Genomic DNA, 23,812 nt, shown 5'->3' on the forward strand with positions numbered 1-23,812 from the left:
GCCTTTCAACCATTCGGCCCGACCACGTACCACGCGGTGCTCTCCGCCGGCTCGCCGTAGGACAGTTCCGCCCAGTGCCGGAACTCGGTGATCGCGGACTCGCCCCGGGCGAGGGCGGGTCTGTTCCGATAGATCTTGGCTTCCCAGATCGGGATGTCCTGCTCGATCTGTTTGCAGAAATCGCGCGCGAAACCCAGCCCCATCCGGGTCTTTTCGCCGGTCTCCGGATCGAGTGCGACGAAGAACGTGTACCGCGCCTCGACGTATTCGCCGTCGATCGGCGTCACCGTCAGCAGCGTGCAGGACCTACCCAGGCCGCGGTGCCGCACCACGTCGATGCCCATGCCGTGCAACTCCGAGTCCACCGCCCCGGACACCGGGCCCCGCGGTGTCTCGAAATTGATCTCGGCCACCGCACGGAACTGATGGCCGTTGCGCTCGACATCGAGCGCACCGAACGCCGAAACGCCATGCACGGTCGCGAAATGCGCTATGTCGACCGTATTTTCGAAGACTTCCTGAGGGTGGGACCGGAACGTCCAGCGCGCCGCCTCTGGCGCGTGGAACGCAAACGCGGCATCCTCGGCTTCCGGAATCTCGGGCAATTCCCACTCCGGCGCGGTGCCATCAGGCGCGTACCAGACGAATACGATGCCGGCCCGCTCGACCGTGGGCCAGGACCGTAACTTCGCGACCCGGTTTGGCGCCCGGGTATAAGGGATCTCGACGTTCGCGCCCTGCCCGTTGAACTTCCAGCCGTGGAACGGACACACCACGCAGTCCTCGTGCACCGTCCCTCCGACAGCGATGTCCGCACCGAGGTGGGGGCAGTACGCGTCGAGCACATGGACGGCGCCGGATTCGCCCCGGTAGCAGATCAACCGACTACCGAAGTAGTGGAGCGAAGCGACATCGCCCACGGCGATGTCGCGGCTGTATGCGACCTGAAACCAGCCCTTGGGATAGTCCGCGAACGGGAAGCGTTGCGCCACCGCCGGCATCGCACCACCTCTCAATCCCGAGACCAAGATGGCAATGATGCTAACATAGCAATGAAAGACAAATCAGACCGATTTTGTAACGCAGTTCCCGGACGGCCATTAGGTGGACATCCCATGACAACCCTTGGTGTAGGCCGAGAGAACCGTCGCCGACTGACATCTCCCCGTATCGCCGAGACCGTCGCCGACGAACTTCGCCGCCAGATCGTGGACGGCGAATTGGCAGACGGCGATCTCCTTCCCCCGCAAGCCGTCCTCGTGGAGCGGTTCAATGTCAGCCTCGTGTCCCTGCGAGAAGCGATGCGAATCCTGGAGACCGAGGGCCTGGTATCGGTGCGGCGGGGCAACCAGGGCGGCGCCATCGTGCACGCCCCCACCAAGGCCAGCGCGGCCTACATGCTCGGTCTGGTGCTACAGAGCGAACATGTGCTGCTCGATGATCTCGGGTCGGCCTTGCGGGATCTGGAGCCCACGTGCGCCGCACTGGCCGCACAGCGGTCCGACCGGGCAGAGACGATCGTGCCCGAATTACGGCGACTTACCACCGCCATGTCGGAAAATCTGGGCGAGGGAACGGCTTTCACCGATCTGGGACGGCAGTTTCACGACGCGATCGTGCGTGGTTGCGGCAACTCGACAGTGAAGGCCGTCGTCGGCAGCCTGGAGGCGCTCTGGGGCAGCCATGAGCGGCGATGGGCCAAGCGGAGCGCGGCGTCGGGCGAGTACCCGAGAACCGCCGAACGCAAGGCCGTGTTGAAGACCCACGTGGCGTTGACCGACGCGATCGAAGCCGGCGATCCGGAACGTGCACGACGCACTGCCGCGCGCCACCTCGCTGACGCCCAGACCTACGTGTTGTCTGGAGACGCCGCCGAACGGATCGTCGCCACCTCGACACACGATTCGGTGCGCGCCCGCGACTGGCGCCCCTAGCAAGGCAGGGATGGGTACATGGCCTCACCTGGGCACGATGCCCGAATTGCCGTAGTCACCGGCGGCAGCGGTGGAATCGGAAAGACCTGCGGTCGAGCACTTGCCGACCGCGGCTATGACGTTGTCCTCACGGCACGCCGCGAAGCCCCGCTACGCGCGGCCGCTGAAGACATCGGAGCCAGATGGATAGCCGCTGACGCATCGGATCCGGCCGGATTCGCCGGCGCAGTGGCCACTCTGGACCGGGTGGACCTCCTCGTGCACGCCGCCGGGGTGCTCGGCGGCACCTACGCCCGCAAACAGTCCTTCGAACAATGGCGAACAACCATGTCCGCCAATCTGGACTCGTGCTTCGTGGTGACCCAGGCGGTGTTGCCCAAGATGGGCCCGGGCTCCCGATTCGTGTTCGTCTCGTCTTCGGCCGCACACGAACCGATGCCGGGTCGCACCGCATACTCTGCGTCAAAGGCCGGTATGAACGCCTTTGCCAGGGCGCTGGCCCTCGAAGTCGACCGCGATGGCATCAATGTCAACATCGTCACCCCCGGACCGGTGGAAACCGAGATGCTGCAGGATGTTCCGTTCGAAATGCATGCCATCACAGCGCACGATGTAGCCCAGGCCGTCGCTTGGGTGGACACCGTCCCCGGATCGGTCGACCTGCCCGAGATCCGGCTCAACGCGATCACTCGCGGACCGTCGGCACGGCCACCTGTCGTTCCGTTGGAAGTCCAGCGACGAGCCCTCAACACCTGAGTATTGGACAACCTGTTGATGCCTGAAGCCCAGCAGTCCCCCACTGCCGCCGTCGCCGACGAGGCCGTGCCGTACGGCCGCCAGCTCACTGTGCGAGCGGAGGCGGATCCGGACGGAGTCGCGCTCGTCGTCATCGCGAAAGGCGGCTCCGAGACGGCCATGACCTGGGCCGGCCTGGAAAGCACGGCCAATCGGTGGGCGCGCGCACTGCAATCGTCCGGGGCCGTCCCGGGTGCGATGGTCGCGTTGTCGATCCCCAACTCGGTCGAACTCGTCGTCGCCGCCCTGGCCACCTGGAAGCTCGGCGCCATTCCCATACCGATGCGCTGGGACCTGCCGGACTGGGAGCACCAACGACTGCTGGACGTCATCGACCCGGCCCTGGCGCTCAGTGAGGACAACCTGCACGGGTTGTCCGAGATCGCACACGGCGAGGCCGATACCCCGCTGCCAGAGTGCATTGCGCCGGCTCTCAACGGCATCTGCAGTTCCGGGTCGACCGGTTTGCCGAAGATCATCCTGAACACCGCACCGGCCGTGTGGACTCCAGAGACCAGTATTCCCTTCATGATGCAGTGGGCACCGGTCAGCCGGCCCCAGACCATCCTCGTGCCCGGGCCCATGTATCACACCAACGGGTTCAACACCCTGAACTACCTGCTCGGCGGCGACCGCCTGGTGGTCCTGGAAAAGTTCGACGCCGCATTGGTTCTCGACGTCGTCGAGCGTCATCGCATCACGAATTTCACGGCTACTCCGACGATGCTGGCGCGCATCGCCGATCTGCCCGGCGTCGAGGACCGCGACCTTTCCAGCATCGCATGGATCCTCCAGGGTGCCGCCGTGATGCCACCCAGCCTGTTGCGCCGGTGGTTCGAGTTGCTCAGCCCCGAACAGGTCGTGATGGCCTACGGGATGACGGAGAACCTCGGACTGACCGCACTTCGCGGCGACGAGTGGCTGAATCACGCCGGCAGTGTCGGACGGGGCTTCCGCGACACCGACATCCGCGTGGTCGACGAGCAGGGAAACATCGCGGCACCCGGTGTGCTCGGCGAGATATACCTGCGTGCGCCGATGAACGATCAGTACCGCTACATCGGTGGGGCGCCGCCGCTCCCGACTACGGCGGACGGCTTCACATCGGCCGGGGACATCGGCCATCTGGACGACGACGGCTATCTGTACATCGCCGACCGCCGCACCGACATGATCGTCACCGGGGGCGCCAATGTCTTTCCCGCCGAGGTGGAGTCGGCCCTCATCGATCATCCCGAGATCGCCGATGTCGTGGTGATCGGCATCTCGGATCCGCAGTGGGGCCGGCGGGTACATGCGGTGATCCAGCCGCTCGATCCGACGCGCCCACCCGCTGTCGAGGAGGTGATCCGTTTTGCGAAGGACCGGCTGGCCGGCTACAAGGTGCCCAAGACAGTCGAATTCATCGATGAGATGCCGCGGACGGCTGCTACGAAGGTCAACCGTTCGGCCATGGTGCAGGCGCGCGAACGCTGAGCGCCGGGCTATTTCATGACTGAAAGCTCGCCGAGTGAGAGCAGTTCCACCATCACGCCATCCGGGTCGGTCACGGTGGCAGCGATTCCGCCGCCCGGTGTGGTCATCGTGCGTGGCGTGCCGCCGAGTCCGCTCGCCTCGAGTCGGGACAGCGTCGCCGGTACGTCGACCTGGAAGGACAGCAAGAACACTCCGCGGGTGGGAAGGCCCGGCTGGGGCTCGGCCTCGTCGATTGTCCGTAGGCCGAGGTCGAGTAGTTCGACGATCCCGGAGTCCGGGTGTTCGGTGTCGCCGAGGAACACCGTTCGCACTGTCTCGGTCGCGGCCCCTAGGAGTGATTCGAGGTCGGCATGGAGCACCTTGTCCGCGAGCACGGCGAGCCCGACGCAGTCACGGTAGAACCGCAGCGACTCCTCCATGTTCCGGACGCACAGGCCGGCGTGATGCACGGTGGTCACAGGAATGAGTTCTCCGCCGTCAACCCCATCTCCGGGAACGCCCCGAGGGCGAAGGACTCAAGATCCCCCAGTCCGACACCACCGCCTACCGGATCTTCGACGCGCACAAGAAGATCGCGCAACTGATGAACTTGGCGCGCAATCTCCGGCTTGTCGCAGTCGGTGATGTGATTACCTTCGACGCGGAGCTCGCCGACCCACTCGCCGTACACCCAGTCGTTCCATCCGTAGTAGCCGGCCGGACCGAGGTGGTAACCGGTCGGACCCGCCGCCGTCACGGTGATCGGGCGCTTTGTACCGTCGCTGTCGATCAAGGTGATGGTGCCGTGGGTGAAGCGTCGGTTGCCGTCCTCGAAGTTCAGCTGTTGCTCCACCGATGCGAACCGACTCGACGAACCATCGTCATTCTGTTGTTCTGCCTGACAACGGGTTTGACTGAATCCGTCGCCTCGCTCCTCCTGGTAGAAGACGAACAGGGAGTATTTCGAGCCGTCCGGACGGGTCAGCATCATCGGAAACCATGTCATGAACATCTGGTTGATCCGGTGGCGTCCGCGTCGGGGCAATCCGGGGATCGGTTTGCCGACGCCGGGACGCAGGCCCCAGGAATGATCCCGTATCGAGATCCACTCATCCCGGCCGAAGTCGGTACGCTCACCCGCGACGTCGACCCAGCCCGATGCAACACCGATCTGGTGGTAGCGCAGCACATTATGGGTGACTCGATAGCCGTCTGGGCTGCGATCCGGCCAGGGATCCTCGAGTCCAGGTGTGAATTCACCCTCCATCAGTACGTCGAATGAGATCGGCGCATGCTCGTTCGGCTCGAGGCTCACCCGAATCGACTTCAGCGGTTCGATTACCTCGTACCGCACGGGGCCCACGACGGTGTTGGACGGGTCGGATGCCAATCGCCGCCCGGCTCGCACGGTCCACTGCTCCGTACCACGGCATACCCCGGCGGCGCCGTCGAAAACTCCCCGGTTGGTGTACTTCCCCACTCCGAGCACGATCTGGAGCGAGTTGTCCCGTGCGTGCGCCATGGTCCAGATCTTCTCTGTCCAGGACGGATCGGACTGGTTCACCGTCGCGAACGTGTCCACGATCTGATGGGTCAGCATCTCGTCCTCGGGGAGCAGGTCCCCGTAGTTCGTCGACAACACGTACCGATTTGTCCTCTCAGCGTTGGTTTCCGGCGTCAGGAGGGGCTCCGAAGAACGCCGTCATGTCGGTGCCTCGTTCGTACTCGCGCATCCAGGTGTCGGCCCAGTCCGGAAGCGGTTGATCGGCCGGGTCGTGATTCGGCGTCTGTGAAAGCGCCAGGCGCCACGCCATTCTCGCCAAGTGGCCGGTCGGAACGGCATTGAAGAGGGTGGGTGCTCCGGCCTGTCGGGAACGTCGGCGGGCCCCGCCCGGACCGCGGAACTTGAACTCGTCGACCAGCAATGCCGGGGACATCAACTCACGAGCCGACGCGCCCCGCTCCTCGAACGGGATCTGCTCGTCGAACGCGGCGGCGATGTTGGCTGCGACTTCACTGGTGTGCCGGAACGTTTCCCGGAAGTGCTTGACGCGGTACCACCGGCTGGGCACCAGGTGGCGGTACAGGATCAGCCCCGAGCTGCGGTGTTCGATCTCTTCCACGAAATGCCACATCATCAGCGAGGCGACCCGCTGGTCGCCGCCGCCGAACAGCGCCTCTCGATTGTCGAGGATGACCTTGAACAGCGGGGTGAAAGTCGCTTCGAGGTTGGCGATGTAGGCGGCATGAAATTCGACAGGCCGACTCTTGATCAGGTCGTCATAGGACTTGACGGTGTCCCGGTAGCACTGCTCCAACCCCGGATACCGCTCGATGAGGGCCAGCATGTGCTTGCGGTGCGCCGCGGCGTGTTGGGCTTCCTGGCGCAGGAACGCTTCGGCTTCGGCCGCGACGTCCGGGTCTTGGTCGAGCCTGTCCTGTGCCTGCCTCAATGAACTGATGATGTACTTCTCGAACGGGACAGCGATGAATGTGAAGGCGTTGCAGAAGATCCCGAAGTTCGGGTTCTCCGGCTGCCACCTGAACGGAACGCTTCCGTCGAACCCCCACGCGATCTTGCGGACGACCAAGTCCGTCATCGATCGTCTCCTTCGTGCATCACACGAGTAACATTCCCCTGCCTGCCAAACATCTGACAGGCCCGCCCCAGTGTGACACTATGGGCATTTGATGTAAAGGGAATGGACGGTGGTACAGATGGCTCCGGACACCGAACCGTCGATGCGGAGGCGCATCCTCGACGCGGTCCATGTCGTGCTGTCCCGAAGCGGTCACGAGAAACTGCAACTGTCGGAAGTCGCCGCCGAGGCCGGCGTGTCACGGCCCACCCTGTACCGCTACTTCGGATCGCGGGAAGGTTTGCTGGAGGCATTCAGTCTCTACGAACAGGACAACTTCGACGCCGGTATCGCCGCGGCGATGGCCGGCCTCAGCGGGGAAGACCGGTTGGACGCCGCCCTGCAGTTCATCGTCGAGTTTCAGAACTCGTTCTCGGCACGAGCCGTCGTCGACATCGAACCCGGGCATGTGCTCGCGGAGATGCGCCGGCTGCTGCCGGCCATGCATTCCCGGCTGCGCCACGTCATCCCCGGCGACCGGGCCGATATCGCCGCGGCGGCGGTCGTCCGAATCGCCGTGTGCCACTACCTGGTCCAGGGGGGCTCGCCGGACCAGTTCCTGGCCGAGCTGCGCCACGCCGCGGGGCTGGAGCCCCGTCGCCGACGCCTGCCCAGAGCTGCTGCCGGTTAGTCGGCCAGCCAGCCGCCGATCCGCCGCCACACCTCGTCCGGCGTCTCCAGGTGCAGGAAATGCCCGACCCCGTCGAGCAGCTCGAAGGCCGACCCGTCCGCCGGAAGACAGCCGGCGACGTCGGTGAGGAGCTCCGCTCCGATCGCGCCGTCGGTTGATCCATGGAGGTAGAGCGTGGGGATCGGCGGAAGGCACATCGACGCGGCCGCCTCTGCCTCCGTGTCGGGCTCGGCAACCTCAGCATTGAAGGAAGCCCGGTACGGGTTGACGACGCCGGCGATCGTCTCGGCTCCGACCCAGCGGCGAAACTCGGCGATATCGGCTGCCGCGTCATACCCGGGCGACCAGTCCGCCCAGAGCCCCTCCCAGAACCCGTCCTCGAGCAGGACGGGCTCTGCCAAACCGGCCTGCTGGATGAACCAGACGTAGAAAGACCGCTTGAGTTGCGGGTAGCTGAACAGTCCCGCACCCAAGGCGGCGGTCGGCGGAATGGCCAGGGACACGAACTTCGAAAATGCCGACGGCGCAAAGCTGATCGCCCCATAGCCCGCGTTCGCACCCCAGTCATGCCCGATCAGGACCGCGCGCTCGTCACCTCGATGGGCGGCGCGAACCTCGAGAATGTGACGGACATAGGTACCGACGGACACCGGATGCGAGGCCGGTGCCGCGTACCCCGGCAGCCACGGAGCCACCACCCGGTAGCCGTGCTCGGCCATTTGCGGGCCGAGGTGCCGCCACGTGTGCGGCGTGTCCGGAAAGCCGTGCACCAGCACCGCCAGCGGCAAGGATTCGTCGTCGATCGCCCCGAAGGTGAGCCCAGCAGGTCCGGACGACATCGGCAGCCCCCTCGTACGGCGTTTCGTCGGGTCCAACCGATATTACAAGAAGCGTCCGGCGCGTAAATCAAGAATGCTTTACATCAAAGTGGTCCTGTGTAACAGTATCGGAATGGCCGGCCTGACCCTCGCACCGCGAGACCTCGCCGAAACCCGGGAGCAGCTGTGCGGCTGGGTCGAACGCCGATTCGGCTCGGGTGCCACCGTCTCCGAGTTGACTGCGGCCAATCGCGCTGCCGGATGGTCCAGTGAAACCTTGGCCTTCTCGGTCCACGCGGGCGAAAACGGCGCGGAGTCTCGCGATTACGTCATCCGGATCCCGCCGACGGGTGGCGGAATGTTCGCGGACTACGACTTCGCCGGGCAGACCCGCACACAGGAGCTGATGCGACGCCACGGAGTCACGACCCCGACACCCGTCTACTACGAACCGGACGAGAGCTGGATCGGTTCGCGCTTCATGGTGATGCCGCGCATCGTCGGGCACACACCGTCGGACACGTCGTACGCGACACGTGGGTGGCTGCACGACGCCGGCTCCGATGTGCAACGGCGACTCCATGATTCGTTTCTGGACACGTTGATCGCCGTGCAACGAGTTCCCGTCGACGAGGCGCCATGGCTGCGGCGGCCCACCGGTTTCGGCGTCGGACCCGAAATCGCCTGGTGGAACGACTATCTCCACTGGGCCACCGACAACGACGTCCCCGAACTCATGGTCCAAGCCTTCTCGTGGCTGGAACGTCACCAACCGACCGAAGATCTCCCGGCCGCGATCAGCTGGGGTGACGCCCGTCTGTCGAACACCATCAGCGACGACACCGGCATGATCATCGCCGCGATCGACTGGGAACAGGCCTGCATCTGCCCAGCCGAGGCTGATCTCTGCTGGTGGCTGGCCACCCGCCGGCAAACCCTGGAAGTGCAGAGAGTTCGAGCCGACCCCGAGTTGCCCGGCTTCGACAGCCGTGAGCAGGTGGTCGACCGCTATCAGGACATGCTCGGCAGAGAGCTGCAGCACCTGGACTGGTTCGAGATGTTCTCGATGGCCAGGATGGCCTGCTGCATCCTGCGTACCCATGTGTTGTTGCGCAGCCTCGGCCTGACCGACCACGGCTTCTTGCGCGCACCTGTCATGCCCTCCTGGGCAGTGGAGACGATCCGCGGATGACCAGGAACTGGAAGCGCTTCGCCGCAGCCGTCGCGGCGGTCTTGCGCACCCGACGCCGTCCCGCTGCGCCTCCCGCCCCCAAAACCGAAACACTGCAGATCAACATCGAACTATGTTATGGACCAAGGACTCTCACGAATGGTCGGCCGACGCAGCAGCTGACACCGGAAGACTGCATAACCATGCTCCGTCGGGAAGTGGACGAGCTCACCCCACTGGCTGATCATCTTTACGGAATGACGGAACTGGCCGCACACGAGCAGGAGGCCGCCGAGGAGACCTTTGTCCGCCTCGACGATTTGCGCTGGCTTCTGGGCAATTACGTGATCAAGGGTGGGCGCATCCGGCGTCTCATCCAGTTGCCCGACCTCCTCACCTCCATGGAGCTTCTGGATCCGCCGGGGGCAAGACAGCCTCAGCCTGCCCTCGAACCGTTCCGGACGAGCGCTGCCGAGTTGCTGCAGCGGATCCGCGAAACCAACGTTGCGACGGTTGACTGGCTCATGACACATCGGGTCGCGATTCCGGATCCGGAGTACCTGGACACCAACGCACTGCTGGGCCGGTTCGACCGACTGGATGCCGAGCCGATGTCGATATCTGCCGATCCCCTGTATCTGCTGACCTGTCACGTCCACGACTTCCTGGACACCGTCGAATATTCCGGCGACATCGAACATCCGGTACTGGATGTTCTCGAGGCACAGCTGGGCAGAATCCTCTCGACGATCGAGAGCGAGATCGTCGCCGCGCAGGCGTTCAATGCCGCGCTCATCGCGCTCGCACGCGGGATGCGCCCGGCTGATGCCGCGTAGCGGGCCGGTCCCCTACCAGCGCGCTTCGTTGCACTTGCCGTCGGTGGTCACCGTCACCACCTGCCCGACGAGCTCACGCGATTCGGCGTCGGCAAGTAGACCGGGCTCGTGTACACGAGCCAGTGCGCGCCCCGCCTCGGTATCCAACACCACCAATCCGCGCTCGGCAGCACCGTCCCGACCATGGGCCACGGTGTAGGCGCATACCGTCGCGGGACCTGCCCAGGTCGTGAGCAGCTCGCGCCGCGGTTGCCGCGCATCGACCTCGGCCTGCACACTCACCGGATCCGGGGATGCACCCGTAGGCTCCGGCCTCGACGACCAAATGCCTGCCACATGCTTGGCCAGATGCATGCCGACACCCGTGATCAGCGCGCGACCGGGGCCTTGGCACAGGCGATCGTAGGCACTGGCGATGGCGTGCATCTGGTAGCCGCTTGCCGGTCCGCCGGCGTATGGGAGCCCTCCGGTGACAGTGAGTCCACGCGAGTCGTCGAGGGCGAGACCCAGAGCGTCACAGGCCAACCGGAGCGAAGACGGGAAGCACGAGTACAGATCGAACAGGTCGATCTCGTCCAATCCGATGCCCGCGTGGTTCAAGGCATGCCTGCCTGCGACCGACATCGCGACAGACCTCGACATGTCGTCGCGCTCGGCGATACTCGCCGGATCTTCGGCGTATGCCCAGCCACTCAGGTAGAGCCTCCGATCTTCACCGACTCCCAAGGCATCAGCCTTCTCGCGAGTCGCCAGCAGCACCGCGGCGGACATATCGACGTCCATCACCGCCACCTCGTGCTTGGTGTACGGCCAACCGACATAGCGGTTGTCCGCGGTGGCGGTGCCGACTGCTGCAGCATCGAGTGCCGTGGGCCGCCACGCGTGTGGATTACCGGCGGCGACAACGCTCATCGCAGCCATCATGGCCGCGGCCTCCGCGGCGTCGTCTGCCAGGGAAACGCCACTCTTGGCCCGGCGTGCGGTGTCCCAGAGCGGAAACGTCTCCCATGCCTGCATCACCTCGTGGGCCAGTTCGGATGGGTGCGGTGGTTCCCAGGGGAATGGTGAAGATCTGCGATGGCTCCACGGCAGCCGCTCACCGGCCTTCTTCGCCCTCCTCACGGTGGCGAGCGCCTCCGCACTGCAGATCAGCGCGATGTCCAGCTCGCCTCGCCGCATCGAATCCGCCGTGCGATTGATCAGGTCCTGCGGTGTCGTGCCACCGATACCCGAATAGAGACGATGCCGCGGCGAGGCGCCAAGCGCGGTCGCCAGACGACCCACGGGGTCGTCGTAGGGCCAACTCTGGCAGTACACGATCTGGAGGGAATCGATCTGCGGCAGCACGGATTCGAGCCCGACCGCCGCCTCGCGCGCTCGCGCCTCCCAGCTCAGCAGCGGTTCTGGCGCGTGTCCGTCCCGGACGGTGTGCTGGGCTGCGCCGATGACGCACAGCCTGCGGTCGTCGCGATGTGCCGCCATCACGACCCGGACCACCGCGGCGGACGTTTCTCGGCGAAGGCCCGCGGGCCCTCTTTGGCGTCTTCGGTGGCGAAGACCTCCCGAGATATCCGGGCCTCGTTGCGGTAGGCCTCGCGCATGTCGAGCTTCAGTCCCTCCAGCACGCTGCGCTTGGTCGCCTGTATCGCCAGCGGCGCATTCTTCGTGATGCGAGCGGCATATTCAAATGCCCTGTCCAGCAATGTCTCCTCGGAAACCACCGCGTTGAGCAAGCCCATCTGAAGTGCCCGCTGCGCGTCGATCTGATCGGCACACAACAGGAACTCCATGGCCTGGGCGAAGGGGATCTGCCTCGGCAGCCGTACCGTCGTGCCGCCGCCCGCGAACAGACCCCGCGCGGGTTCCAGGACCCCGAAAGTGGCGTGTTCGGCCGCGATCCGGATGTCGACGCCGCCGAGCATCTCCATGCCGCCGGCCACGCACGGACCATTGATCGCAGCGATGATCGGCTTGTAGATCTTGGTACCACGCAGCACCGCATCGGTGCCGTCGGACAACGCATACCCGTTCACCGACGTTGCCGTGCCGTCCTGGAGTTCCTTTGCCAGGGCGGTGATCTCCGGAACGTACGTCTTCAGGTCGGCGCCCGACATGAAGGAGCGGCCGACCCCGGTGAAGATCGCCACCCAGGCCTCCCCATCGGACTCAAAACGCTTCCACGCCTGGGCCAACTGGTGAAAGTGCTCGAGGTCGCAGGCATTCTTGGCCTCCGGTCGATCGAGAGTGATGAGCACGACGTGCTCCAGGTCGGGGCGCGCCCCGAGTTCATAGTGAACCGGCACGGGTCCTCCCTTCTGCTGATTTCCTTTGCTGTCAATGCCTTTCAGATACGAAGGGCGCGGAGTCCGGATACGCGTCCATCCTCCCGTGGGCGAGGAACTCCTCGCGCAACGTCTCGCGGTCGTTATCCGTCATGAGCGTGTAGGCGGTGCCCCTGGGCGGCCTCCACCAGACCGGGTCCCGGCACAGCCAGGCCTCGGACCGCAGCGGCTTCTTGTCGATCTTGCTCTGACCGATCACCGGAAGCTCGGGTGTGATGCGGACGAAGCGGGGCGCCCATTTGGTCCCGAGATCGGGCTGGGCATCCAGAAAGGAGGCAAACGACTTCGGATCGAACGACCGGCCCGCCCTCAGCTCGATCGCCACCAGAATCTGGTCCCCGGCAAGCGGATCGGGCACGCCGACGACGGCAACCGCGGCCGCTTCGGTGAATCGTCCGATGATCCGCTCCACCGGGCTGGCCGCGAAGTTCTCCGAATCGATCCGGAGCCAGTCGCCCACCCGTCCGGCGAACCAGAACACACCGTCGGCGTCGCGATAAGCCAGGTCGCCAGACCAGAACCAGCCGCCGCGCAGCCGATCCGACTGGGCTTCCGGGTTGTTCCAATAGCCCTCGAATCCTCCGGCGGTATCGCGGCGCACCAACTCACCGATCGCCGCAGCGGCATTGGACATCTTGCCGTCGGGATCGAAGCGGGCCGTCTCGCATTCCACGCGGGCCTCGGTGACGACTGCGATGTCGGCGCCGGGCGGAGCGGTTCCGAGCGATCCGGGCTTGCCCGACGGCATGAGCGCGATGCCGCCCTCGCTGGAGCCGTAGCCGCTGAGCACAGTGACCCCGAAGCGCTCTTTGAACTCCGCGGTATCCCGCGGAGAAGCCTCCGGCGCAAGTACCGCCCGCAACCGGTGGTCCCGGTCGTTCGGGGTCGCCGGGGTGGCCAGGATGTAACCGAGCGCCCGACCGACCGTGCTGGTGAAGGTCACGCCGTGGGACCGGACATCGTCGAGCCATGCACCGGCCGAGAAACGATCGCGCAGCACCAGCCGGCACCCGCTCGCCAGCGCGGGAAACAGCGTGGCGTTCAACGCGTTCCCGTGCGCGAGCGTCAGCGGGCAGTACAGGACCGCGTCGGGCCGGAATCCCATTCCGGCCGCCGTCCGCGCCAGTCGGGCCTGACTGCATTTCGTGGCCTTGGGTGCCGATGTCGAACCGGAGGTGAACAACAGGAACAGCAGTGAGGATGGCGCTGGATCTCGCTCCGGCAGGCCGGCATCCGCGTAGCCGGCCCATGGCGCGTCTTCGACCCGCACCGGATTATCGACGAGATCGGCGAAGGCGTGATCGGCAAGTACGAGCTGGCATGCCGTGTGGTCGATGTCGCGGGCCAGTTCCGCGCCGCGGCGGGTCGAGTTCACCCCGACGACGCAGGCCCCGGCCAATGCCGCACCGAAAATCTGGAACACGTACTCGGGCACTGTCGGTAGTAGGACGCCCACGTGCGGCGGACGATCGGGATCCAGCGTTGCGCGCATCCAGGCCGCCCGCACCGCGGACTCGGCGACCACCTCACGCCATGTCCAGGACCGCTCGCCATGGACCAGACCGACGTTGTCGTCGTCGGCACGGGCCCGGACCAGCGCCGCAACCGTCTCGGCACGCCCGCCGGCTAATGCCGTCACGCGGGTACGGTCCGAATCTGCATTGTCACACCCACTCGACGATTCTGATCGACGGCCGTGGCGCACACGGTGAAACTCTCAACTTCCCTCCACGACAATTGCGGTAATCCTTATCGTTGTAATTACCGTACCTGTTGCGAGATGCAGGCGCAGCCCTGATGGACACATCGCCGGTAGGTTTACGGTAACGATAACCGTACGCGGTGAGCAAAGCGTACAGTTACCTTATGTCGCAGCACGTCTCGTGCCTGTGTACGCGACCGGAACCCAGGAGGGTCGATGGCAGATTCCAACGCGGCCATGAAGCCGAGTACGGCCAGGGCGCGCAGCGCCAGGCCCAAACGGCGTCCCCGGGGATCGCTTGATATCGAGGAGATCATCTCCGGCGCATTCGAATTGGCCGAAGAGGTTTCGATCGCCGGCCTGAGCATGCCGGAGTTGGCCAAACACCTGGACGTTCCGATCACCAGCATCTACTGGCACTTCCGCAAGAAGGAGCAGTTGCTCGATGCCATGACGGCCAGGGCCATCCAGCAGTACCACTTCAGTAACCCGTTCGTGGACGGTGGCACCTGGCAAGAAGGACTGCGCAACCACTTCCGCAAGATGCACGTGGTTTTCCGCGAGAACCCTGTGCTGTGCGAACTCATCCTGATGCGCACGGGCGAACTCAGCGCGCAGGCGACTCAAGTCTCGGTCGACAACCTGGAGACGGTCATCCGCACCATGGTCGACGCCGGGTTCAACCCGGACGAAGCGCTGACGGTCTACATGGCGTTGTCCGCGCACAGCCGGGGTACGTCGATGATCGAGCATCTCAACACCGCTCAGGCACAGAACGGTGGCCCCCGTGCCACCGGGGTGACGGCCGAGCATCCGTTACTGAACGAGCTCGAGTACAAGGGGCACAAGATCGACGCCCTCGAATTCGATTTCACGCTGGAAGCGATCATCAACCGCGCCGAAGCACTCCTGGCGAACCCCAGGGGCACGAAGTCCACGAAACCGAAGAGGACCGCCAGACGCTGACTCTCGGACTTCGAACGTCACGGCACGACCCGCACCGGAACGTTATGCCAGCCCACCACATTGGTCATCGCCACCCGCTTGAGTCCGCCGCGATCGACCTCGAATCGCGGCATGAAGTCCAGCAGCTTGTCGATCGCGATCACGCTCTCCATGCGGGCGAGTGCGGCGCCGAGACAGCTGTGCACGCCGTAGCCGAGCCCGACGTTCTGCGCCTCGCTGCGATCCCGATCGATGTCGAAGGTGTCCGCGTCGGTGAAGGCACGCTCGTCGCGGTTGGCCGAACCGACGCACAGCAGAACGGGATTGCCGGCCGGGATGGTGCTGCCGTGCAGCTCGATGTCCCGCATGCTGTAGCGCACCAGGTACTGGGCCGGAGCTTCCCAGCGCAGCAACTCCTCTACCGCGGCCGGGATCTTGCTGCGGTCCGCGCGCAACGTCTCCCACTGCTCGGGGTGCTCGGCGAAGGTCACCACGGCGTTGCCGACCAGCTTGGTCACGGTCTCGGCACCCGCTCCCCCGAGCATCGAGGCGAAGCCGGCGATCTCGACGTCGTCGAGTTTGGACATCTCGCCGTCACGATCGAGTTCGACGGCGATCAGATCGCTGATCATGTCGTCCCGGGGGTCGGCCCGACGCTGCTGAATGATCTCGTAGTACATGAGGCCGGTCTCGATACCGGCCGCGATACCTTCCTCGGGCATCTCGACCTTGCCGTATTCGCGTTCCAGTTGTTTGTCGAGCAGCAGACGGACCTTCTGGCGCAACTCGATCGGGACCCCGAGCATGTGGGTGATGACCTCGACCGGGAACAACGCCGAGAAGTCCTGCACAACATCGAATTCCGTCGGGTTCGCGGCGTTCAGGAACCTGTCGATCTGATCGGACACCGTCTGGCGCTGCTGCTCGATGGCGCGCGGTGTGAACACCTTGTTGACCAGGCTTCGCATCCGGCGGTGGTCGGGTGGATCCATCATGATGATCAGCGGCGGCACGGGGTCATCGGACTGCACCATCTGCAAGTCGACACCGCGGGACGACGAGTAGGTTTCGAAGTCCTTCAAGGCGACCGACACATCGGCATGGCGGGTCAACGCATAGAAGTCGTATTTCTCGTTGTAGTAGACCGGGGCCTCGTCGCGCAGACGGCGGTAGGTGTCGAATGGCGCGTTGAAGAAGTCGTCGGAAAACGGGTCGAACACCACTTTCGATTGGGTCACTGCTTCCTCCTGTACCTCGCGCGACGGGACCGATCCCGAACTCGGGCGCGAACCTCCGACGACCGTCGGAGCACCGTTGACACAACGTTACCGTAGGACATACCGTAATCTTCACAAAATACGTTTCACGATCGCCGCAGGATCAACTGCGCACGGACCGTAACCCGCGTCGCCGGTAGCCGACCAGGCGAACTCCACCAGCCGAATTGTCAACTGGGAGCGTGTATGACAACAACATCCTCCACAGCTTCGGTGCAGCTGGAACCCAGCGGATCCGCCGCGCTCAACGCGCGCGTCGCAGCCCGGGCCGAAAGCCGCCTGCTGATCGACGGCGAACTGCGCGAAGCGCGATCCGGCAGGCGGTTCGACAACATCAGCCCGGCGACCGGCAAGGTGATCGGCAGCGCCACCGCCGCCGGCGCCGAGGACATGGATGCCGCGATCGGCGCGGCCCGCCGCGCGTTCGACGAGACCGACTGGAGCGTCAACCGGGAACTGCGCAAACGCTGCCTGCTCCAGCTGCAGGCGGCACTGGAGGCCGAGCGCGAAGAACTGCGCGAGGAGGTCATCGCCGAGGCCGGCGCTCCCTGGATGACCACCGTCATGGCGCAGGTCGATTGGCCCCTCGACGACGCGCTGCCCTACCCGACCGAATTGATCGACTCCTTCACCTGGGAACGCGAGCTCGGTGTGGGCAAGGCCGGTGACGGTCAGCGCCGCGTGGTCAAGGAGCCCGTCGGTGTCGTCGCCGCGATAGCCCCGTGGAACTATCCGTTCGAGATCGTGGCCAACAAGCTCGGGCAGGCCTTGGCGACCGGCAATACCGTTGTGCTCAAACCGGACCCGAATACACCGTGGACGTCCACCCGGATAGGCCGGCTGATCGCCGAGCACACCGATATCCCGGCCGGGGTGGTGAATGTGGTGGCCACGCCGGACAACGCGGTGGCCGAGTTGCTCGTCACCGACCCTCGGGTGGACCTGGTGTCATTCACCGGGTCGACGCATGTCGGAAGGCTGATCGCCCGCAAGGGAGCCGACACGCTCAAGCGGGTGTTCCTCGAACTCGGCGGCAAGTCGGCGATGGTGATCCTCGACGACGCCGACGTGGATGCGGCGCTGCCGAACACCGCCCAGGTGTGTTTCCACGCGGGTCAGGGCTGCGCGGTCAACACCCGGCTGCTGGTTCCGGCCACGATGTACGACACCATCGTCAACAAGGTCGTCGAGCTGTTCTCGATGCTGCCGCCCGGTGACCCGGCCCGTCAGGACACCGTGCTGGGACCTGTGATCAGCGCCAGGCAACAGGACCGGATCCTCGGCTTCGTGGAACGCGCCGAAGCCTCCGGCGCCGAGGTCCTGACCGGCGGCGACAAGCCCGCGGGGCTGCACCCCGAGCTCGCCGGTGGTTACTACCTGAAGCCGACACTTGTTGCAGGCGTGGATAACTCATTCGAGATCGCACGCGAGGAGGTGTTCGGTCCGGTGATGGTGGTGATGCCGTACTCCGATGATACCGAGGCACTCGCGATGGCCAATGACAGCGAATACGGCCTGTCCGGGTCGGTGTTCTCCGGTTCTCCCGAGCGCGCGATGGGCTTCGCGAACCGGGTCCGCGCCGGCTCGTTCAGCGTCAACGGCGGACTGTTCTACGGTGCCGACGCACCCTACGGCGGATACCGGGCCAGTGGTGTCGGACGGCAGAACGGCATCGAGGGATTCGAGCAGTATCTGGAGACCAAGACCATCGGCTATCTGTGAGCCGGCAGCCGAATTCACCGGCGACAACGCGACAAGGGAGTCAGGCAGTGGGCAGAGTTGAGGGCAAGGTGGCCGTCATCAGTGGAGCGGCGCGCGGGCAGGGGCGGTCTCATGCCAGATTGCTGGCCGCCGAGGGCGCCGACATCATCGCGATCGATCTGTGCCAGGACATCGCGACGAACGACTACCCGTTGGCCCGGCCTGAAGACCTCGACGAGACCGCCCGATTGATCGAGAAGGAAGGCCGCAAGGCCTACACCGTCATCGCGGACGTCCGCGATCGCACCGCCCTGTCGGCCGCTGTGGACGCCGGGGTGGCCGAGTTCGGGAAACTCGACATCGTGTTGGCCAATGCCGGTATCGCGCCGCTCACCAAAGGCGGTCCGCAACAGGCCTTCGTCGACGCGGTGGACGTCGACCTGGTCGGCGTGCTCAATCTGGTGCACTCCAGCCTGAAGCATCTCAAGGCCGGCGCCTCGATCATCGCGACCGGTTCACTGGCCGCGTCACTGTCGTCAGGGAACACCAGCGGTATGGACGCGGGCCCGGGCGGCGCCGGCTACGGTTTCGCCAAACAGGTGGTGTCGCACTACGTCAACAATCTCGCCCTGCAACTGGCCCCTGAGTTCATCAGGGTCAATGCTGTCCACCCGACCAACGTCAACACGGACATGCTCCACAGCTCGCCGATGTACCGGGCGTTCCGGCCGGATCTGGAAAACCCGACGCGCGAGGACGCCGAGTTGACGTTCCCCTTGATGAACGCCATGCCAGTCCCCTATGTCGAACCCGAGGACGTCAGCGAAGCGGTGCTCTACCTCGCCTCCGACGCTGCCCGTTACGTGACCGGCCAGCAATTGCGTATCGATGCGGGTGGCGCGGTCAAGGCCATACCGTGGTCAGGATAGTCAGCGGCCAGTGACGTGAAGCCGGGCATCCGGACGAGCCAGAGGAACCAGCGATGAGCGAACGCGGCGCGATTCTCCGCACCATCGGCAAACCGCTCGAAGTCGACGAGATCACGCTCGCACCCCTTGCCCCCGACCAGGTCCGAGTGCGCATAGTTGCCAGCGGTGTGTGCCATTCCGACCTGTCGCAGGCCACCGGAGCACTGCCGGCCGGCACACCGTGCGTCCTGGGGCATGAGGGCGCCGGCGTCATCGAGTCGGTGGGCTCCGAGGTGCACCATGTGAAGCCCGGCGATCACGTGGTGATCGCCTGGGTGGCCGCCTGCGGTCATTGTTGGTTCTGCCTGCGCGGAGAAGTCCATCTGTGCCGCAACGCGATCCGCGACACTTATTCGATGCCGTATGCCACCGACGCCGGAGGCAGCGCCCTGTTCACCTCGATGGGGGTATCCAGCTTCGCGACCGCCACCAACTGCCTGGCGCGCGCTGTGGTCCCGATCGACACGGACATCCCGTTGGACATCGCGTCACTGATCGGCTGTGGTGTCGCCACCGGCGCGGGGGCTGCACTCAACACCGCGCCGGTCGAGCACGGCAGCGCCGTCGCGGTCATCGGGCTCGGCGGCGTCGGCCTCGCGTCGCTGATGGCCGCGAAAGTCCGTGGCGCCGCGGAGATCATCGCGATCGACCCGGTGGCGTCACGCCGCGAGACCGCGATCTCGCTGGGCGCCACCCACGCCGTGAACCCGGCCGATGGTGATGTCGTCAAGCAGGTCCGGTCGATCACCGGACGGCGCGGCGCGGACTACGTATTCGAAGCGGTCGGGCGCCGAGCCACCATCGAGTCGGCGATCGAGGCGACCCGGCGCGGCGGCACCACGTGCATCGTCGGCGCCGCACCGCTGGACGAACGCGTCTCCCTTTCGGCCTATGACCTCTACATGCATGCCAAGACCCTGGTCGGGTGCCAGTACGGGTCAGTGGTACCCGGGCGAGATTTCCCGATGTTGTTGAACCTGTGGCGAACTGGGCGGCTTCCGCTGGAACGCTTGATCACCGGCCGGGTCACGCTCGACGAGGTGAACGGCGCGTTCGACGATCTGCGCAGTGGTACCGGCATCAGATCCGTCATAGTCAATGAGCAGGAGGAGGGCGGGCCACCATGAGCACGACCGATGCATCGACACAGTCCGATTGGCGGCGGTACCCGTTTCACCTGGTGCCCGGCGATCCCCAGCTCGATTTCCCCGCCGCCGAGGGCACCCATCCTGAGTACCAGTCCGACACCTGGTACCTCGCAGGCTATCTCACGGGCCAGGAATCCGGTCGGCGGTTCGCCTTCATCACCATCTACAACAGGAACCGCCCCGGCGGTGAAGTGGTCGCCGACTTCCACACCTTTGCGCTGTTCGATCTCGATCACGGCAGTTACGGCACCTTCACCGACTACGACATGCCGCCGCGCAACATGGAGCCCGGCACCGTGCACAAACTCGACAGCGCCGAGGGATACCTGGATCTGCGCTTCGACAGCAGCGCAGGCACATCCACCTGGGCGGCGTGCCGTGACGGCAGCGGAGCACCCATCCCGTACACCTATGACTTCGCCGCATTCGGCCGTGACATCGACGACGCCGCAATGGAATTGCGGCTGCACCTGACGCCCACCCGACCGCCGGTGCCGGTCGGAGCGTCGGTCTACAACGGCAAGATCGTCGCGAGCCTGCAGGACGACACCTACTCGTACTTCCAGACCGGTGTGCGAATGACCGGGACACTGCGCTGGGGCGCATTCACCGAGGAGGTCGCGGGCCCGTCCGGCCACATCGACCGGCAGTGGTTCCCGAGCTACGCCGGCGGCGGTGCCACCGCAGGCGACATCCGCGGCCAGGGCCACCAATGGCACACCATCAGCCTGGACAACGGTGTCGACCTCAGTGTGTGGCGACAGTTCGACCGGCGTCTCGGCAACGCGCTGGTGCCGTTCACCGGAATCACGGCCACCTACGACGACGGCACGGCACCGGAGTGTGTCGAGGACCTCGACGTGACCACAACCAGTTTTGTGCGCTGGCCCAACAGGATTCGCAGCCTCGTGCGACCACCGTCGCCGCACCGGTATATGCCCGGGCGGCACACCATCAGATCGGCGAAGCTCGATCTGGAGTTGACGGGTGAGCCACTGGTGCAGGCTCCCGCGCACGCGTTGCCGGTCGAGTACCTCGAAGGCCCGTACCGCTACCAAGGGACGATGGCGGGCACGCCCGTCACCGGGTTCGCGCTCTTCGAGTCCTCCGATGCGATGTATCGGGACTGGGAACTCGTCGATGTCCTGGCGTCCCAGATCTCTTCTGCCGGTATCGAATCCGCCGATTTGACGGGTGCCATCGGCGAGGTGCGTTCACGTCTCGCGCAGCGCGACAAGCCGGCCACGTTGGAGTGCCTGGACAGCCGGTTGCGCCCCCTGCTCACCGCGCTGCCGGATGACGTGTCCGGCGACCCGATCGAGGTCCTCGACGCGCTCGCCGAGGCCGTGGAAAACGACGTGCGATAGCCGATGTCAATCGGCCTGCAGCAGCATGGGCAGTTTGGTCGTTTCCCGTAGGAGTGTCGACGCACCCATCTGCACGCCATCGAGCACCTGGTAGTCCGGCCAGCGCCGCAACACCTCGGTGAACACGATCTTGGCCTCCAGCCGGGCCAGCTGGGCGCCGAGGCAGAAGTGCTCGCCTATTCCGAATGCCAGATGCGGGTTGGGTGACCGGGTCACGTCGAATTCTGCTGCATCCGCACCGAACACACCTTCATCCCGGTTCGCGGCGGCGTACAGCATCACCAGATACTCGTCGCTGCCGACATCGACGCCACCCAATGTCACCGGGCATGTCGTGGTCCGCGCCATCGCCACAATCGGTGTGACCCAACGCAACATCTCCTCGACCGCGGTCGGGATCCGGGAGTCGTCCGCGGCGAGTGTGGCCCGCTGCTCGGGATGGTGGGCCAGGGCGACCAGTCCCCCACTGATGAGGTGTCGGGTCGTCTCGTTGCCCGCGACCAGCAGGCTCATGCAGAACCCGAGTTGCTCGGCCCTGTCGAGTTCGGCGTCCACGGTGATCGCCGTGAGCAGGTCCTCCGGCGGATCCACCTCTGTCGCACGCTCATCGAGCTTGGTGTTGAAGTAGACGAAGAAGTCGACCGCCGCCATCGCCCGCGGATCGGTCGGGTCCGTCGCGGCAATCGCGATCGCATCCGACCACGTGCGGAATGTGGGGAGGTCCTCGGCCGGGACCCCCAGCAGGTGAGCGATCACCAGGATCGGCACCGGTGCGCTGATCGCGTCCACGGCATCGATCGGCACCATCGGATCGATCGCATCGAGCACCTCGGACGTGATGCGCTCGACGATCGGTGCGAGTTCGGCAACTCTGCGGACGGTGAAGCCCTTGTTGACGATGCGCCGCATCGCGACGTGCCGTGGCGGATCGACGTAGAGAATGGACTCCGTACCGGTCACGGTGCGCTTGAGATCGCCGATCAGGACGCCCTTGGACGAACTGTAGGTCGCAGGATTCTTGCTGATCGCGACGATCTGTTCATGTCCGGCGACTGTCCAGAAGCCGGCCTCCGGGTGCCGCGCGACGGGGCAACCCCGGCGCAGCTCCGCGAGTTCGCGGTCGGGTCCGTACTGCCAGAACTCCGGGTCATGGACATTCGGAACCAACGTGCAGCCCCTTCCTGGACGCCACTGTCAGGCTCAACGGTATACCTTACGGTAAGCATTGTGTACTGCTTTGACGAGACCCAGGAGACGGCATGACTCTCGATGCTTCGAGCATTCTTCTGACGGACCGCGTCGCGGTCGTCACCGGAGGCGGCGCAGGTATCGGTCGCGGCATCGCGGCGGGACTGAAAGCCTTCGGGGCCAAGGTGGCGATCTGGGAACGGGCTCCCGAATCCTGTGCGGCGGCCGCCGACGATATCGGCGCGCTCGGCATCCCCACCGATGTCCGGGACAGCTCCGCCGTCGATGCTGCGCTGGCGCAGACCGTTGCCGAACTGGGCCCGGTCACCATCCTCGTCAACAACGCCGGGGGCGTCTTCCGGTCGGGCATCCTCGACACCACCGAAAACGGCTGGGACACGCTGTACAGATCCAACCTGCGCCATGTCTACCTGTGCACTCAACGGGTGGCGGCCGAACTCGTCGAGCTGGAACTGCCGGGCAGCATCATCAACGTCACGTCCATCGAGGGCGTCCGCGCCGCACCGGGTTATGCCGCCTACGCCGCCGCCAAGGCCGGCGTCATCAACTACACCAAGACCGCGGCACTGGAACTCGCACTGCATGGCATCCGCGTCAACGCCCTGGCCCCCGACCTGACCATGACCGAAGGCATCAGATCGATCTCACCGCCCGGCACCGAAGAGCGGGCCAGGTTGATGATTCCGATGGGGCGGCCCGGACATGTCGAGGAGATGGCCGCCGCCGCAGTGTTTCTCGCCTCTGACATGTCGAGTTACATCACGGGTCAGACGATCCACGTGGACGGCGGCACCCAAGCCTCCAGCGGCTGGTACCACCATCCCGACACCGGCGAGTACATTCTCGGCGCGACCAAGATCTGACGGCGGCCTCC

At 65.3% G+C, this 23,812-nt stretch carries 22 protein-coding genes; 12 read left to right on the forward strand and 10 right to left on the reverse strand.

The annotated features are described in order from the left end of the window. Positions 1–5: 5 nt before the first annotated feature. Positions 6–1,001, reverse strand: a complete 996-nt coding sequence (locus tag ACNQVK_RS22990) for a Rieske 2Fe-2S domain-containing protein (RefSeq protein ID WP_418031362.1) — start codon at positions 999–1,001, stop codon at positions 6–8. Positions 1,002–1,115: 114 nt separating this feature from the next. On the opposite strand from ACNQVK_RS22990, the gene ACNQVK_RS22995 reads away from it, so the two are divergent. Genes ACNQVK_RS22995 through ACNQVK_RS23005 form a run of 3 tightly spaced genes read left to right on the forward strand, consistent with a single transcriptional unit; the run spans position 1,116 to position 4,205 of the window. Then, on the forward strand, positions 1,116–1,934 hold the full coding sequence (locus ACNQVK_RS22995; protein ID WP_418031363.1) for a FadR/GntR family transcriptional regulator: 819 nt from the start codon (positions 1,116–1,118) through the stop codon (positions 1,932–1,934). Between the two features lie 18 nt (positions 1,935–1,952). Continuing rightward, positions 1,953–2,690 carry an SDR family oxidoreductase gene (locus ACNQVK_RS23000; RefSeq protein WP_418031364.1) on the forward strand — a complete coding sequence of 246 codons (738 nt, stop codon included), beginning with the start codon at positions 1,953–1,955 and terminating at the stop codon, positions 2,688–2,690. Between the two features lie 18 nt (positions 2,691–2,708). Beyond that, positions 2,709–4,205, forward strand: coding sequence for a class I adenylate-forming enzyme family protein (locus ACNQVK_RS23005; protein WP_418031365.1), 1,497 nt, complete (start codon positions 2,709–2,711; stop codon positions 4,203–4,205). A gap of 8 nt (positions 4,206–4,213) precedes the next feature. Here ACNQVK_RS23005 and ACNQVK_RS23010 read toward each other — a convergent pair whose 3' ends face one another. Genes ACNQVK_RS23010 through ACNQVK_RS23020 form a run of 3 tightly spaced genes read right to left on the reverse strand, consistent with a single transcriptional unit; the run spans position 4,214 to position 6,784 of the window. Further along, positions 4,214–4,663, reverse strand: coding sequence for a VOC family protein (locus ACNQVK_RS23010; protein ID WP_418031366.1), 450 nt, complete (start codon positions 4,661–4,663; stop codon positions 4,214–4,216). Then, positions 4,660–5,826, reverse strand: a complete 1,167-nt coding sequence (locus ACNQVK_RS23015; RefSeq protein WP_418031367.1) for a hypothetical protein — start codon at positions 5,824–5,826, stop codon at positions 4,660–4,662. Before ACNQVK_RS23015 ends, ACNQVK_RS23010 begins: the two co-directional genes overlap by 4 nt. A gap of 16 nt (positions 5,827–5,842) precedes the next feature. Then, positions 5,843–6,784, reverse strand: a complete 942-nt coding sequence (locus tag ACNQVK_RS23020) for a metal-dependent hydrolase (RefSeq protein ID WP_418031368.1) — start codon at positions 6,782–6,784, stop codon at positions 5,843–5,845. Between the two features lie 118 nt (positions 6,785–6,902). Between ACNQVK_RS23020 and ACNQVK_RS23025 the strand changes: the two genes are divergently transcribed. Next, a complete protein-coding gene (locus tag ACNQVK_RS23025; protein WP_409552210.1) occupies positions 6,903–7,454 on the forward strand; it encodes a TetR/AcrR family transcriptional regulator in 552 nt (183 codons plus the stop codon). On the opposite strand, the gene ACNQVK_RS23030 is transcribed toward ACNQVK_RS23025, so the two are convergent. Further along, on the reverse strand, positions 7,451–8,293 hold the full coding sequence (locus ACNQVK_RS23030) for an alpha/beta fold hydrolase (RefSeq protein WP_418031369.1): 843 nt from the start codon (positions 8,291–8,293) through the stop codon (positions 7,451–7,453). The genes ACNQVK_RS23025 and ACNQVK_RS23030 overlap by 4 nt on opposite strands. 112 nt (positions 8,294–8,405) lie before the next feature. Between ACNQVK_RS23030 and ACNQVK_RS23035 the strand changes: the two genes are divergently transcribed. Beyond that, complete coding sequence (locus tag ACNQVK_RS23035) at positions 8,406–9,464, forward strand: phosphotransferase family protein (protein WP_418031371.1); 1,059 nt, start codon at positions 8,406–8,408, stop codon at positions 9,462–9,464. Beyond that, positions 9,461–10,279, forward strand: a complete 819-nt coding sequence (locus ACNQVK_RS23040) for a hypothetical protein (RefSeq protein WP_418031372.1) — start codon at positions 9,461–9,463, stop codon at positions 10,277–10,279. Before ACNQVK_RS23035 ends, ACNQVK_RS23040 begins: the two co-directional genes overlap by 4 nt. Positions 10,280–10,291: 12 nt before the next feature. On the opposite strand, the gene ACNQVK_RS23045 is transcribed toward ACNQVK_RS23040, so the two are convergent. Genes ACNQVK_RS23045 through ACNQVK_RS23055 form a run of 3 tightly spaced genes read right to left on the reverse strand, consistent with a single transcriptional unit; the run spans position 10,292 to position 14,260 of the window. After that, positions 10,292–11,776, reverse strand: a complete 1,485-nt coding sequence (locus ACNQVK_RS23045; RefSeq protein ID WP_418031373.1) for an acetyl-CoA synthetase — start codon at positions 11,774–11,776, stop codon at positions 10,292–10,294. Next, positions 11,761–12,582, reverse strand: coding sequence for an enoyl-CoA hydratase-related protein (locus ACNQVK_RS23050; protein WP_418031374.1), 822 nt, complete (start codon positions 12,580–12,582; stop codon positions 11,761–11,763). The genes ACNQVK_RS23045 and ACNQVK_RS23050 overlap by 16 nt, the downstream gene beginning before the upstream one ends. Before the next feature lie 31 nt (positions 12,583–12,613). Next, entirely contained in the window at positions 12,614–14,260 is a 1,647-nt protein-coding gene (locus ACNQVK_RS23055) for an AMP-binding protein (RefSeq protein ID WP_418031375.1), read from the reverse strand. Positions 14,261–14,539: 279 nt separating this feature from the next. On the opposite strand from ACNQVK_RS23055, the gene ACNQVK_RS23060 reads away from it, so the two are divergent. Next, entirely contained in the window at positions 14,540–15,289 is a 750-nt protein-coding gene (locus tag ACNQVK_RS23060) for a TetR family transcriptional regulator (RefSeq protein WP_418031376.1), read from the forward strand. Between the two features lie 17 nt (positions 15,290–15,306). Here ACNQVK_RS23060 and ACNQVK_RS23065 read toward each other — a convergent pair whose 3' ends face one another. Beyond that, positions 15,307–16,506, reverse strand: coding sequence for a cytochrome P450 (locus ACNQVK_RS23065; RefSeq protein WP_418031377.1), 1,200 nt, complete (start codon positions 16,504–16,506; stop codon positions 15,307–15,309). 225 nt (positions 16,507–16,731) lie between these two features. Here ACNQVK_RS23065 and ACNQVK_RS23070 point away from each other — a divergent pair, with 225 nt between their 5' ends. From ACNQVK_RS23070 to ACNQVK_RS23085, 4 genes are read left to right on the forward strand one after another with little or no spacing between them, the layout of a single operon-like run. Next, positions 16,732–18,267, forward strand: a complete 1,536-nt coding sequence (locus tag ACNQVK_RS23070) for an aldehyde dehydrogenase family protein (RefSeq protein WP_418031378.1) — start codon at positions 16,732–16,734, stop codon at positions 18,265–18,267. Positions 18,268–18,314: 47 nt separating this feature from the next. Beyond that, a complete protein-coding gene (locus tag ACNQVK_RS23075; RefSeq protein WP_418031379.1) occupies positions 18,315–19,175 on the forward strand; it encodes a mycofactocin-coupled SDR family oxidoreductase in 861 nt (286 codons plus the stop codon). Positions 19,176–19,228: 53 nt separating this feature from the next. After that, positions 19,229–20,341, forward strand: a complete 1,113-nt coding sequence (locus ACNQVK_RS23080; RefSeq protein ID WP_418031380.1) for a Zn-dependent alcohol dehydrogenase — start codon at positions 19,229–19,231, stop codon at positions 20,339–20,341. After that, complete coding sequence (locus tag ACNQVK_RS23085) at positions 20,338–21,729, forward strand: lipocalin-like domain-containing protein (protein ID WP_418031381.1); 1,392 nt, start codon at positions 20,338–20,340, stop codon at positions 21,727–21,729. Before ACNQVK_RS23080 ends, ACNQVK_RS23085 begins: the two co-directional genes overlap by 4 nt. Before the next feature lie 6 nt (positions 21,730–21,735). Here the strand turns inward: ACNQVK_RS23085 and ACNQVK_RS23090 are convergent, their stop codons facing one another. Then, positions 21,736–22,896, reverse strand: a complete 1,161-nt coding sequence (locus ACNQVK_RS23090; RefSeq protein ID WP_418031382.1) for a cytochrome P450 — start codon at positions 22,894–22,896, stop codon at positions 21,736–21,738. A 92-nt stretch (positions 22,897–22,988) separates the two neighbouring features. Here ACNQVK_RS23090 and ACNQVK_RS23095 point away from each other — a divergent pair, with 92 nt between their 5' ends. Continuing rightward, positions 22,989–23,801 carry an SDR family NAD(P)-dependent oxidoreductase gene (locus ACNQVK_RS23095; RefSeq protein WP_418031383.1) on the forward strand — a complete coding sequence of 271 codons (813 nt, stop codon included), beginning with the start codon at positions 22,989–22,991 and terminating at the stop codon, positions 23,799–23,801. The last annotated feature ends 11 nt before the right edge of the window (positions 23,802–23,812 follow it).

The organism is Mycobacterium sp. 134 (genome assembly GCF_048282715.1).
Taxonomy (GTDB): Bacteria; Actinomycetota; Actinomycetes; order Mycobacteriales; family Mycobacteriaceae; genus Mycobacterium; species Mycobacterium septicum.